Below are 13,474 nucleotides of genomic sequence, written 5' to 3'. Positions count from 1 at the left end.
TCATTAAGCTCCAGCCCCTGGGATTAACTCCCCCAGGGGTTTTTTGCGAATTTGCAGTTTAAGCTAGAGCGATCGCAGCTTCGCCTACATGTTCAGTTCCTCCCCCAATGCCGATTTCCTCAACCAGTGGCGCTTCGCCCTAGCTCCCTACAACCTGGGGTACAAGGTCAAGCTGGTGTCCCAGCTCATGTATCGCGATTTTTTGGAGCGGCTAGAACCCTACGGCCTCACCCCCTTTCACTATCTGGTGTTGTGCTGCCTGTGGGAAGAAGATGGCCTATCAACCTCGGGCATTGCCGACAAACTCAAGCAGCTTGGGGCCACCCTCACTGGGGTTGTCGATCGCATGGAAGATCGACATCTGGTGTATCGCGAGCGCGACCCTAGCGATCGCCGTATCATTCGCATTTGGCTCACTGACGAGGGCAGGAAGCTGATGGACATATTGCCCGCCGTCGGCGCAGAGACTATTCAGCGTGCCACCACTGGGGTCTCGGAAGCCGATCAGGCTGCCGTTACGCAGTTGCTGGAGCAAATCATTCATAACCTCACCTAAGCAATAATCGCCCTCCTGTTGACCCCATCGAGATTACTTAATATATTGACTATTAGTATGTTAAGTAAATTTGGCTGACACTTTTTGAGTCAGTCAAGAGCTTTTGGTCAAATTTAGAGTATTTGGGAGAAAGCTATGGCAAAACTCAGCCTCAAACAAAAAAGCTGGCTGGTTTCGGCTCACATCGCCTTTGCAGCTCTCTGGACTGGCGCCGTACTGAGTATGTTTTTGATCTCGCTGCGAAGTACCGCCTCTGATAAAGGGGATGCGCTTTATGCACTCAACTCTGCCATTAATCTGCTTGATGACTATATAGTGATTCCTGCCGCCATTGGCTCAGTGCTCACTGCCACAGCGCTTTGCTGGGGTACCAACTACGGCTTCACCAAGTTTTACTGGGTAATCACCAAGTGGATTTTGACAACCGGGCTAGTGGTATTCGGCACCTTCTGGCTGTTTCCCTGGGGCAGTGGTGCTGAGCAAATTGCCTCTGTGGAAGGGTTGCAAGCTATGACCAACCCCACCTATGCCTTTGAGGCTAGAGGCGTTTTGATCGGCACGCTGGTGCAGGCGATCTGCCTATTGATTATTATTGGCATCTCGGTGCTTAAGCCCTGGGGCCGACGCGCTCCAGGCATGCCGCCCCAAAAGAACGCATTGGGCTAAATCTAGCCCAATGCGGTTGCTATCAGCAAAGCAAGGGTGGTGTAGGGCGATCGCGCCTCTCCGACTCTACCCCACCTGCTGCGATGCCTTCACCTGGGGCTGGGGCTGGGGCTGGAACTGGAAGAGGGTATAGACCACGTTGCGGCGAATGCCCGTCATCATGTCGAGGAAGACCTCGTAGCCCTCGCTCTTGTACTCGATCAGCGGGTCTTTTTGGCCATAGCCTCGCAGGCCCACAGTTTCCCGCAGGGCATCCATCTGCTGCAGATGGTCGCGCCAAAGGCTATCGATCTGCTGAAGGATGAAGAAGCGCTCGGCCTCGCGCATCAGTCCTGGCTTGACCTGGTCAACCTGGGCCTCCTTGATGTCGTAGGCAATGCGGGCCTGCTCGTGGAGGAAGGTGCGGATTTCGCCCACAGAGAGGTCTTCAAGCTGCTCAGGGGTGAGGTCAGAGAGCAGGTAGACAAACTCCTTCACTTTACCCACCATTTCCGGCAGCTTCCACTCTTCGGGAGGCAGCTCGGGGTTGATGTAGGCGTTGACGATGTCATCCATGGTTTGCTCGGCGTAGCCGATCACCATTTCTTTGAGTTCGTTGCCTTCGAGTACGCGGCGGCGCTCAGCATAGATGGCGCGGCGCTGGTTGTTCATCACCTCGTCGTACTCAAACACCTGCTTGCGGATGTCGTAGTAGTAGGTTTCGACTTTCTTTTGGGCCCCTTCCAGCGATCGCGTCAGCATGCCCGACTCAATCGGCATATCTTCTTCGACCCGGAAGGCGTTCATCAGACCGGCGACGCGATCGCCGCCAAAAATCCGCAGCAGGTTGTCTTGCAGGCTCAAGAAAAACTTGGTGGAGCCGGGGTCGCCCTGGCGGCCCGCTCTACCCCGCAGCTGGTTGTCAATGCGGCGCGACTCGTGGCGCTCGGTGCCAATCACGTGCAGGCCGCCCCGTTGAATCACTAGCTCGTGCTCAGCACTAGTTAGCGCTTCGTACTCGTGGCGAATGCGATTGTATACATCGCGCAGCTTTTGAATGACGGGGTCATCGGTGGGGGCTTTTTCGGCAGCGACGGCCAGCTTGTCTTCGGCCTGCAGCTCGGTCAGGCTGCGATCGCCGTAGGTGGTGACGGCGAAGTCGACGGTGGCCTTCAGCTCATTGATAGTGTCCGCCGATAGCTCAATGGGGAAGATGTCGGGCGAGGCCTTCCAGGTTTTGACCTTTTTGCCGGGGGCAAAGCCCTGGGCCGGGGCGCGGCCCTTAGTGCCCGGCACCGCCGTCACCGAAAACTCATCTTCGTCCTCAGGCTTGACGATGCGGGGCATCAGGTACTCGCGCACCTTGAGTCGGGCCATATAGTCGGCGTTACCGCCGAGGATAATGTCGGTGCCGCGCCCCGCCATGTTGGTGGCAATGGTGACCGCGCCGCTGCGCCCGGCCTGAGCGACAATCTCCGACTCGCGCTCTACGTTCTCGGGTTTGGCATTAAGCAAGTTGTGGGGCACGCCGCGCTCGTTGAGCAGCGTCGACAGCACCTCCGATTTTTCTACGCTAGTGGTGCCCACCAGCACTGGGCGTCCCGCCTCGTGCATCTCGGCGCACTCTTCGGCCACGGCCTTCCACTTGGCCTCTTCGTTTTTGTAGACCACATCGGAGAGGTCACGGCGAGCGGCGATGCGGTTGGTGGGGATGATAGTGACTTCAAGCTTGTAGATGCGCTCAAATTCGGCTTCTTCGGTCTTGGCGGTGCCGGTCATGCCCGACAGCTTGGGATAGAGCAAAAAGAAGTTCTGGTAGGTAATGCTGGCCAGGGTTTGGGTTTCCGGCTGAATTTCTACATGCTCTTTAGCTTCAATCGCTTGGTGCAAGCCATCGCTCCAGCGGCGACCGGGCATGACTCGCCCGGTAAACTCGTCCACAATAATGACTTCATCGTTGCGGACGATGTACTTAACGTCCTTGGCGAATAGTTCCTTGGCCTTGATGGCGTTGAAGATATAGTGAGCCCAAGGATCTTTGGGGTCGAACAGATCTTGCACGCCCAGCAGCTCTTCAGCTTTGATGAAGCCTTCGTCAGTGAGCAGCACGTTGTGGGCTTTTTCATCGACTTCGTAGTGCTCTTCGGCGTGGAGCTCGCGGCTAATTTCGGCGGCGCGGTTGTACTTCTCGCCGGGGCGATCGACCTGGCCGGAAATAATCAGCGGCGTGCGGGCCTCATCTACCAGAATGGAGTCGACCTCGTCGATAACGCAGTAGTTAAAGGGCCGCTGCACCACGTCTTCCATGGCGGTGGCCATGTTGTCGCGCAGGTAGTCAAAGCCAAACTCGCTGTTTGTGCCATAGGTGATGTCGCAGCCGTAGTTGAGTTTACGCTCGGCGGGCGACATGCCCTGCTGAATTAGCCCTACGCTGAGGCCCAAAAAACGATGAATCTGCCCCATCCACTCGGCGTCGCGGCGGGCCAGGTAGTCGTTCACTGTGACTACGTGAGCCCCCTTACCCGAAAGGGCATTGAGGTACGAAGGCAAGGTTGCCACCAGGGTTTTGCCTTCCCCAGTTTTCATCTCGGCAATCTGACCATCGTGGAGCACCATGCCGCCAATCAGCTGCACGTCAAAGTGGCGCATGCCCAGCACCCGTTTTGAGGCTTCGCGCACAACAGCGAAAGCTTCGGGCAACAGGTCGTCTAAGGATTCGCCCTTTTCGATCCGCTGTTTGAACTCCGCGGTTTTGGCCGTTAGGGCCTCGTCGGAGAGCTGCTGAATCTCTTCCTCCAGCAGGTTGATCTCGACCACGTCGGGACGATACTTCTTAAGCTTGCGCGCGTTGGGGTCACCGAGGAGGTTCTTTAGCATGAATTAGCCAGGTCAGCGAAGGGTGCTGCACTTAGTCAATCGCATATGGAGACTACTCTGCAAGGAGAAATGTCCACACCTGGGCCAGGAGCAACGGCGGCAGGGTCGAGAGACGGGGCGAAAGTGCTTTTCTATCCTATCACTTGGCTTGAGGAGGCGCCCGTTTGACCGGCTGTAAAGCAATGGCTGACGCAAACATCCTCTTAAAGAGGATAGGTAAACAGAGAACTCTGGACGCAGCACAGTTTGGCGGGCCTGGGGCTATGGCGGCAGCTGTAATTCTGGACAGTGGAGGCGAGCATCCGGGTCTGTACACAAAATCAGCTTTGGACGATCGCAAACCGCCCATCTCCTCCCTCCGACGCCCCGTCTTTAGGTGTAGCTCTTTGTTACAATTTGGGTCGCGCCCCAGCGGCGATCGACCCTTCAGCCGCTGTCCCCGTCTACCCTTGCGGAGCACCTTGCCCCTATGAATATGGCCCAGCAACCGCCCCTGCCGTCGTCACCCCTGTCGCCGTCGCCGTCTCGTCGCCTGCATCGGGCCACCTTGGAAAACATGCTGCAATCCTCAGAGGCCGTTACCCCCCCCTGGACCATCGAGGACAGCGAGGAACTCTACCGCATCCACAGCTGGGGAGAACCGTACTTCTCAATCAATGCTGACGGACATTTAACGGTGTCGCCCAGAGGCGATCGCGGTGGCTCGCTCGATCTGCTGGAGCTGGTGGAAGCCATCAAGCAGCGCAACCTCAACCTGCCCCTGCTGATTCGCTTCTCGGATATTCTCGAAGACCGCATTGAGCGCATTAATGCTTGCTTCGCCAAGGCGATCGCCCGCTACAAATACAGCGGCGTCTATCGAGGCGTGTTCCCGGTCAAATGCAACCAGCAGCGGCAGCTGCTCGAAGACGTGGTGCGTTACGGCAAGCCCTACCAGTTTGGTTTAGAAGCAGGCTCCAAGCCCGAGCTGCTGATTGCCTTGGCCACCCTCGACACCCCCGGCGCGCTGCTGATCTGCAACGGCTACAAAGACAAGGACTACATCGAGACCGCTATGCTGGGCCAGCGTCTTGGTCAGCAGCCAATCATCGTCATCGAGCAGATGAATGAGCTGGAGATTGCCATTGAGGCCAGCCAGCGGCTCAACATTCGTCCGGTGCTGGGGCTGCGGGCCAAGCTCAGCACCAAGGGCAGCGGTCGCTGGGGCATTTCGGCGGGCGATCGCGCCAAGTTCGGTCTGACTGTCCCAGAGATTCTGGCGGTGGTCGATCGCCTGCGCCATGCCAACATGCTCGACTGCCTCCAGCTCTTGCACTTCCACATTGGTTCCCAGATCTCGGCCATCAGCGTGGTCAAAGAGGCCCTGCGGGAGGCCAGCCGCATCTATGTCGAACTGGCGGAGCTGGGCGCGGGCATGCGCTATTTAGACGTAGGCGGTGGCCTAGCCGTTGACTACGATGGCTCTAAGACCACCTTTTACGCTTCTAAAAACTACAGCACCCAAAACTATGCTAACGACGTGGTGGCCGAGGTGCAGGAGGCCTGCCGCATCAAAGGGATAGCTGTCCCCACCTTGGTGAGCGAAAGCGGGCGGGCGCTGGTGTCTCACCAATCTGTGCTTGTTTTTGACGTGCTAGGCAGCAGCGATGCCCCCTCCCACGAGGAGGTGGAGATGCCCGGTGACGACGACCACGTGATTTTGCGCGAGCTGTACGAGATCTACCAAAACCTCACCCCCAACACCGTGCAGGAGCTCTACAACGACGCGGTGCAGTTTAAGGAAGAGGCAATTAGCCTGTTCAACTTTGGCTATCTGAGTCTGTCGGCGCGGGCGCGGGCCGAGCGGCTGTTTTGGGCCTGCTGCCGCAAGGCGCTGTCGGTGGTTAGCGATGCCGATTACATTCCCGAAGACATCGAGGAGCTGCACCAGAGCATGGCCTCGATCTACTACATCAACCTGTCAGTGTTTCAGTCGATGCCGGATACCTGGGCGATCGAGCAGCTATTCCCGATTTTGCCCATTCACCGGCTCGACGAAGAGCCGAGCTGTCGGGGCACCTTGGCCGACCTCACCTGCGACAGCGACGGCAAAATTACTACCTTCATTGACCTGCGCGACGTTAAGCACGTTTTGGAGCTGCACTCGCTCAAGCCCGATCAGCCTTACTACCTGGGCATGTTTTTGGGCGGGGCCTACCAGGAGATTATGGGCAACCTACACAATCTGTTTGGCGACACCAATGCGGTGCACATCCACATGACCCCTAAGGGCTATCAGGTGGAGCAGGTGGTTAAAGGCGACACCATGACCGAGGTGCTGGGCTACGTGCAGTACGACGCCGAAGACATGATTGAGAATATCCGCAAGCGATCGGAGCGGGCACTGCAAGATAGCCAGATCACCCTGGAAGAGTCACAGCTGTTGATTCAGCACTACGAGCGCAGCCTCAGCCAATACACTTACCTGACCTAGCTGCAACTAAAAAGTCCGGGCGCGTCATTGTCTCTCGTGACGCACCCGGACTCCAAATCTCAATCCAGCAGGCGCTTAGGACAACCTGAAGCAGTCTCAATCAACCAAATCGACCCGACACATAGTCTTGGGTCGCCTGTTCGCTGGGCTCATTAAAAATTTTCTCGGTGTCCCCGTATTCCACCAGATAGCCGACCTTGTTGCCAGACTCGGTCGCCTCGGCGTTAAAGAACGCTGTTTTGTCGGAAATTCGCGACGCCTGCTGCATGTTGTGGGTAACGATGACGATGGTATAGCGCGTCTCTAGCTCCTTCATTAGCTCTTCGATCTGGAGGGTCGAGATCGGGTCAAGGGCGGAGCAGGGCTCATCCATCAAAATCACTTCGGGCTCAATGGCGATCGTGCGGGCAATGCAGAGGCGCTGCTGCTGGCCGCCCGACAGAGAAAGGCCACTTTGCTTGAGCTTGTCTTTGACCTCGTCCCATAGGGCAGCCCGCCGGAGAGAGTTCTCGACAAGCTCATCCATATCGCCCTTGTAGCCGTTGATGCGAGCGGCAAAGGCAATATTTTCGTAGATCGACTTGGTAAATGGGTTGGGTTTTTGAAACACCATGCCAATGCGGCGACGCACATAAACCGGGTCAATATCTTTGGCGTATAGGTCGGTGCCATGGAACATCGCCTTGCCCTCAACCCGAGCTCCGCGAATGAGGTCATTGGTGCGGTTGAAGCAGCGCAGAAGAGTGCTCTTTCCACAGCCCGATGGACCAATAAAAGCGGTGATCTCATTCTTAAAGATATCAAGGTTGATATCCCGTACCGCTAGGGTTGATCCGTAGTACACACTGACGTTCTTAGCCCGCAAGGCAGCCTCAGTGGCAACTGGGCTGACAGATTGTGAAGTCATGACGTTACTTTACGCTGCAACTAAAAAACTCGCGCTAACCCTACTTCTGAAAGCGATTCCGCAGATAGATGGCGGTGGCATTCATCAGTAACAAAATTACCATCAGTACGATGATGGCACCTGCCGCTAAGGCATGGAAATCGGCTTGAGGTCGAGACACCCAGTTGAAAATTTGAATGGGCAATACGGTGAACGGGCTCTGTAACCCCCGCAGAGACAGCTCGGGCAAGAAGGGAATATAAGTGAGGGCCCCGATGGTGATTAGAGGAGCGGTTTCGCCGATCGCCCGAGACAGAGCCAAAATCACCCCGGTCAAAATACCCGGCAGCGCTAGGGGGAAAATGTGCGATCGAATCACCTGCCAGCGGGTAGCACCCAGGGCAAAGCCCGCCTGCCGCAAACTTCCTGGAATGGCTCTCAGAGCTTCGCGAGTCGCAATAATTACGATGGGCAGCACCAGCAGGGCCAGGGTCAGCGCCCCTGCTAAAACCGTGCGGCCTTGGGTAATTGGAAATAGAATGCGCACAAAAACCTGGAGACCCAGCAACCCGTAGATGATCGAGGGCACGCCAGCCAGGTTGGAAATGTTGATTTCGATTGCCCGAGCCAGCCAGCTGTCGGGCACAAACTCTTCGAGAAAAATGCCCGCTCCCACGCCAATCGGGAAGGTAACCAGGGCCACCAGCACCATGACCCAGATGGTGCCTACTAAGGCCGATACAATACCGGCTGTTTCGGCTTTGCGAGAAGGAAAGCTAGTGAGAAAGTTCCAGCTGAGAACAGGTACACCGTCAATGAGTACGTCAGCGAGCAGTACCACCAGCACAAACAGGGAAAAAATGACGGCTGAGAGGGCCAGCAATGAAAACCCCTGATCAATACCCTGGCGGCGGCCTAGGGCATTGAGAACCTGTTTCTCCTCAATATCCCAACCGGTATCGAGGGGTTTTGCTTGAGACGATAGGGGCGTCATTCGTAGGTCTCCCTAAACTTGCGAACAAACCAGAAGCTAATAATGTTGAAGACTAGGGTGAGCAAAAATAGCGTCATCCCTACCGCAAAGATTGATTTGAAGGCGATCGAGCCCGCTGGAGTGTCGCCCAGGCTGACCTGCACAATGTAGGCCGTCATGGTCATGACCGGCACAAAGGGATTGAGCCCGAGTCTTGGGTTTTGCCCTGCCGCCAGGGCGACAATCATGGTTTCGCCCACGGCCCGAGAAACCGCCAAAATCACCGAGGCGACGATGCCGGAAAGGGCGGCGGGCAGCACGACGCCAAAAATAGTTTCTCGCTTGGTGAGACCCAGAGCGTAGGAGCCGTCTCTTAGGGCGCTAGGTACAGCGTAAATAGCGTCTTCGCTCAGGGAGGCAATCAGCGGCGTAATGGCAATGCCCATGACAATGCCTGCGCTCAGGGCGTTGAAGCCGCCTAGCTGGGGAATAAATATCTGGAGAAAAGGTGTGACTAGCAGCAACGCAAAGTAGCCGTAGACTACTGTGGGCACCCCTGCCAAAATTTCTAAAGCGGGCTTGAGCCACTTGCGCAGCTTAGGGGAGGCGTACTCGCTGAGGTAGATAGCCGACAGCAGGCCCAGGGGAACGGCTACAAGCAAGGCGATTAGCGACGTTAAAAAGGTGGCGCTCAGCAGCACCATAATGCCGAACTGAGGGTTTGTGAACAGGGGAGTCCACTGTCTGTCGGTGAAGAAGTTCCATAGGGGAACGTCTTTGAAGAACTCCACGGTCTCAAACAGCAGCGAGAGAACAATACCGAAGGTGGTGGCGACAGAAATTAGAGCAAACAAGCCAAAGAGCCAAATAACGGCCTGCTCGACTCGCTTATTCAGCCCTCGATTGGGTTGCCAGAGGTTATTGGGGTCGGGCGGTGAAGAGTTTGTCGTCATGATACAGAACTCTAAAAAATAAGGGGCCAGGCAATGCTGGCCCCCAGGAACTCGATCGGCTAAACCTCAGGAAAGGCTAAGCCAGAGGGCGTTTAGGATGTAGGCCTAGAGCACTTCTTCAAGCTTAACGCCGATGGGGGAGCCGCCTTCAAACACACTGCCTACGGTTTTGTTCTCAAAGCGAGTAATAACCTTTTCATTGATCTCTTCGGGCAGTTTGACGTAGCCAACTTCATCCACTAAACCCGCATTTTCAGGGGAGATATAAAAATTGACAAAGGCTGCGATCGCAGGGTCTTCAGCCACTGACTGTTTGACGTAGATAAACTCAGGCCGAGAGAGGGGCACGTAGGTGCCGTCGGCAACGGTTTCAGCGCTGGGCTCTACACAGGTGCCGTTGCCGCTGTCGATGGCCACAGCTTTCAATCTGTCTTGATTCTCGGTGAAGTAGGCAAGACCAAAGAATCCGAGGCCGTTAGCGTCGCCGCTCACACCCTGAACAATTACGTTGTCATCTTCGCTAGCGGTGTAGTCACCCCGGCTTTCGCCATCGGCACCGATCGCATCCATAAAGAAGTCGTAGGTACCCGAATCGGTGCCTGGGCCATAGAGGCCAAGGGGCGCATCGGGGAAGTCAGCGCGAACCTGATTCCAGTTTTTGATCTTATCTTGGGCATCAGGCTCCCAGATGGTTAGCAGTTCATCGACGGTTAGACACTCGGCAAAGTCATTCTCGGGGCTAACTACCACCGTGAGACCGTCAAGAGCAATGGGCAGCTCAATATATTCAATACCGGCCTCCGCACAGAGGTCAATTTCTTCCTGGCTGATGGGGCGAGAGGCACCGGTAATGTCAGTTTCGCCAGCGCAAAACTTCTTGAAACCGCCGCCAGTTCCCGATACGCCAACGGTAACCGCTACACCAGGATTGGCTGTACCAAACTCTTCAGCCATGGCTTCAGAAATGGGAAAGACAGTGCTAGAACCGTCTACTAAAACTGTTCCAGACAGTTCAGAGCCAGCAGCGGTTTCGGTGGTGTCGGCTTCAGGAGTTGCGGTTTGAGATCCGCCGCCACAAGCGGCCAAACTAGCCATCATTGCTACCAATGCTGAGGAGTAGCCTACGCGCAACATTTTCTTATTCAAAACCATGATTCTTCTCACTCCAAATCCAATGCTTTAACGAACTCATTCAGCAAACTTTCAGCTACATTGATCCAGATGGTTAGATCCTCTGTCAATCACTTCGAGATCTAAGCTATCAGGCATACAATGGGCTTTGTGGTAGATGAAAACGTGCATTCACACGGTTTTCTGAGGACACTTTATCACTTAAGGGCTGCTGTGAAACTAGCCTTTGTCCATAGATAAATTTGGCTAAGCAATGGAGCTTAGGCTGCCATAAATAACCTTCAGCAGTTTTAGTTAGGCTTAAAGACAATATCCACCAACATGTATTTATGCCTGGCATAATGATCAGGTATTTCCTTCAAGGGAAGGTCAAGCGAACATTAATAAAAGATTTTTTATAGATTAATTTCAGGTTAAGACGGATTTTGAGTCTCCCTTTTATAATCATTAGGCGGTCGCTGGACTTGACCATAGAAATGAATATTAAAAACGCCGTTATCTTTCTTAAAGAGAATAATTAATTAGATTCAAGCTATGCGGGTTGTGGATGAACCCCACAACTCACCTATGCCGTAGCAGGGCGACCAGGGCAATGCCCTAGAACGGCTCTTGGGTGCTGATGATGCTGGCAGGTTGGGTACGCAGCTCTCCCAAACTTTCTATAAAAACTAATGTGTGGGCTAGGGCGATACACAGCACTCCTGGAACCAGCAGCCCGGTCTCTCCATTGGTAGAGTTAGTTCCGCGATCGGTGTGGCCACCAACAGGCTGCTGAGGCATGCAAAAAATTTTGGTAGAAAGCGATCGCCACCCCTGAGTGGTGCTGCCAGTAGTTCCTAGGCGGTTGCAGCAGCGCAAGCGATCGCCCAACAGCAGACCCCAGACAGATCCCTCGGTAGTCGCTGACCTCAGCCGTTATTCGGGAACCACTAGCAGCAAGGCTAAGGCTGCGATCGCACCATCTCACCAGCGCTAAAGGGTCTCCAAACAGCAGCAGTTCGAGCACAATGGCACAACGGTAGCGGGCAGGGCTACAAACTTCCAAACAGCCTCGACAACCCAAACAAAGACACTGAAGCATGCACCTGGAGCAGGGCGAATATAACACGGGCCATGGGCGAACTTTTTTAAGGATGCAAGGATGGGGAGCTGTTAGATTTTTCATATATTTTGCCGATATGGTTAGGCATAGCTTTAGGCAATAAAATAGGGGGCTCTTATGCGAGAAACCTTTACTGCCGAGGAATGGTCAGCACTGCTTCAAACCCCAATGCAAGCAGTTATGGGCATTTGCTTGGCCGACCGGGTAGACCCGGTTCTGTTCTTGCAGAAGGTTTAGATCTGGGGTCGCATTGTCACCGAAGCGATTCGGCAGAGCGATGCAGTGGGCGGCCTAGCCCCGTCTTTTCTTAGATGAAGCGAAAACTGTAGCAAATGCTACTTTATGGCCGATAATCTCAGGTGAATGGGCCAAAAGCCCTTCTATAGCTGGTTTTCTTGTCTGATAAACCCCATCATTTACTCGTGTGAGGAGAAACGCCAATGCTGATTGGATTTTTGATTAGCGTCGTTATTTTGGCCATCAGCCTGCTGATTATTTCTAAAATCCCCCCCATTGGGGTCGAGATCGATAGCCCCGTCAAGGCTCTGCTTGGCGGGGCTATCATTGGTGCCTTCAACGGCGTCTGGGGCTTCTTCCCCAATGCTCTGCGTGGCTTCTTTGCCTTTGTTAGCCTGGGGCTAGTGCCGTTGATTGGGGCCATTATTGTGTTTGGTTTGGCTGCTTGGCTGATTGAGGGCTTCCGCCTTCGCTATGGTATTTGGAGCGCTGTCCTCGGCGCGATCGCCCTAGCCATCGTCAGTTCTATTCTCAACGCTATTCTCAGATCCGTTGGGTTGGTTGCTGTTTAAGAACCCTGGTACCAATGCCAAAAGCCCTAGACTGTGATAGTCCAGGGCTTTTTGCTGCAGTGGTGTAATCATTTGTGGAGCTCGCTCTAAGGTAGCTGCTGATTCGATTATTTGACCTGCTGTAAGAATGGGTATCCTCTGGACGGAATCCTTAAGATTCTGCGGCAAACCAGTCTTAGGTTCTTAAAAGTACGTAACATTTAATTGAAGACATATTTCCTCCCTTGGCACAAGAAACGTTAGACGAGCAGACTGAAGACCTCAGCAGCCTACTTAGAAAGGCTGCGTTAACTGCTGTGGCCTTGATGACAGCCGTTGTGCTGACCGTTGTCGCGGTGCGCTGTTCTCAGGCCGCTGACCCCTACGTTCATCAAGTACTTTCCCTAGAGGGCAATGGCAGCCGGGGTGAGGCAATCTTTAAAATGAACTGCGCCGTGTGCCACGGCCTCGAAGCTACTGGAGAGGTTGGGCCTAAGTTACTAGGTGTATCTGACCACAAGACCAAGGTCGGTCTTATAAAACAGGTCATCAGCGGTCAAACCCCGCCTATGCCTCAGTTTCAGCCCGAGCCTCAGGACATGGCTGATCTACTTATCTATTTAAAGCAGCTGTAGCAGCCATAGTGGCCTCTTGAGCGAGCAATTGTTACAGAGTTTTATGAGAATTATAGACAGGCTTTGGCTGAGCCGCGATCGCGGCTCAGAATTTTGCTGACTTGGATAAACCTGTTCAAACTCCTGCAAACAGAGGTTTTGGCACTGTTTGTAGGTGGACAACTCTCCTTAAGCGGCTTTGATAGATTAAAGTTTGACGGAATGTTTGTTTACAAAACTCCACAACTACGGTATGGTTTACTCACATGGGTTACAAATCTAAACGGTTTGCCCATGTACCTTGAATCGATAAATACCAAGGACTAATACATCATGACCACGACTCTACAGCGGCGCGAGAGCGCCTCCCTGTGGGAGCAGTTTTGCCAGTGGGTGACCAGCACCGAGAACCGCCTGTATGTGGGCTGGTTCGGCGTGCTGATGATCCCCACCCTGCTAGCTGCTACTGCTTGCTT

11 protein-coding genes and 1 pseudogene are annotated in these 13,474 nt (G+C 54.4%); 6 read left to right on the top strand and 6 right to left on the bottom strand.

All coding sequences use genetic code 11. The annotated features are described in order from the left end of the window. Positions 1-88 precede the first annotated feature (88 nt). Together NC979_RS22540 and NC979_RS22535 are read left to right on the top strand one after the other, a co-directional pair. Entirely contained in the window at positions 89-556 is a 468-nt protein-coding gene (locus NC979_RS22540; protein ID WP_190519697.1) for a MarR family winged helix-turn-helix transcriptional regulator, read from the top strand. A gap of 135 nt (positions 557-691) precedes the next feature. Continuing rightward, positions 692-1,222 (top strand): hypothetical protein, encoded by a 531-nt coding sequence (locus NC979_RS22535; RefSeq protein ID WP_190519695.1) that lies wholly within the window; start codon positions 692-694, stop codon positions 1,220-1,222. 66 nt (positions 1,223-1,288) lie between these two features. Here the strand turns inward: NC979_RS22535 and secA are convergent, their stop codons facing one another. Beyond that, positions 1,289-4,078, bottom strand: a complete 2,790-nt coding sequence (gene secA, locus NC979_RS22530; protein ID WP_190519693.1) for a preprotein translocase subunit SecA — start codon at positions 4,076-4,078, stop codon at positions 1,289-1,291. 469 nt (positions 4,079-4,547) lie between these two features. Between secA and speA the strand changes: the two genes are divergently transcribed. Further along, positions 4,548-6,551, top strand: a complete 2,004-nt coding sequence (gene speA / locus NC979_RS22525) for a biosynthetic arginine decarboxylase (protein WP_190519691.1) — start codon at positions 4,548-4,550, stop codon at positions 6,549-6,551. Positions 6,552-6,651: 100 nt separating this feature from the next. Here the strand turns inward: speA and pstB are convergent, their stop codons facing one another. From pstB to NC979_RS22500, 5 genes are all read right to left on the bottom strand, one after another. Next, a complete protein-coding gene (gene pstB, locus NC979_RS22520; RefSeq protein WP_190519689.1) occupies positions 6,652-7,458 on the bottom strand; it encodes a phosphate ABC transporter ATP-binding protein PstB in 807 nt (268 codons plus the stop codon). 40 nt (positions 7,459-7,498) lie between these two features. After that, on the bottom strand, positions 7,499-8,431 hold the full coding sequence (pstA, locus tag NC979_RS22515) for a phosphate ABC transporter permease PstA (RefSeq protein WP_190519687.1): 933 nt from the start codon (positions 8,429-8,431) through the stop codon (positions 7,499-7,501). Next, positions 8,428-9,363 carry a phosphate ABC transporter permease subunit PstC gene (gene pstC, locus NC979_RS22510; protein WP_190519685.1) on the bottom strand — a complete coding sequence of 312 codons (936 nt, stop codon included), beginning with the start codon at positions 9,361-9,363 and terminating at the stop codon, positions 8,428-8,430. The genes pstA and pstC overlap by 4 nt, the downstream gene beginning before the upstream one ends. Before the next feature lie 105 nt (positions 9,364-9,468). Beyond that, complete coding sequence (locus tag NC979_RS22505; RefSeq protein ID WP_190519683.1) at positions 9,469-10,515, bottom strand: PstS family phosphate ABC transporter substrate-binding protein; 1,047 nt, start codon at positions 10,513-10,515, stop codon at positions 9,469-9,471. Between the two features lie 576 nt (positions 10,516-11,091). Then, a complete protein-coding gene (locus NC979_RS22500; RefSeq protein WP_348253811.1) occupies positions 11,092-11,364 on the bottom strand; it encodes a hypothetical protein in 273 nt (90 codons plus the stop codon). Positions 11,365-12,036: 672 nt separating this feature from the next. Here NC979_RS22500 and NC979_RS22495 point away from each other — a divergent pair. From NC979_RS22495 to NC979_RS22485, 3 genes and pseudogenes are all read left to right on the top strand, one after another. Continuing rightward, entirely contained in the window at positions 12,037-12,405 is a 369-nt protein-coding gene (locus NC979_RS22495) for a phage holin family protein (RefSeq protein ID WP_199308861.1), read from the top strand. A gap of 224 nt (positions 12,406-12,629) precedes the next feature. Next, on the top strand, positions 12,630-13,019 hold the full coding sequence (locus tag NC979_RS22490; RefSeq protein WP_199308860.1) for a c-type cytochrome: 390 nt from the start codon (positions 12,630-12,632) through the stop codon (positions 13,017-13,019). A gap of 312 nt (positions 13,020-13,331) precedes the next feature. Beyond that, positions 13,332-13,474 (top strand): annotated as a pseudogene (locus tag NC979_RS22485) (photosystem II q(b) protein); the annotation flags it as partial.

It is taken from the genome of Leptolyngbya subtilissima AS-A7 (assembly GCF_039962255.1).
GTDB lineage: Bacteria > Cyanobacteriota > Cyanobacteriia > Phormidesmidales > Phormidesmidaceae > Nodosilinea.
This window is presented reverse-complemented; position numbering and strand designations above follow the sequence as displayed.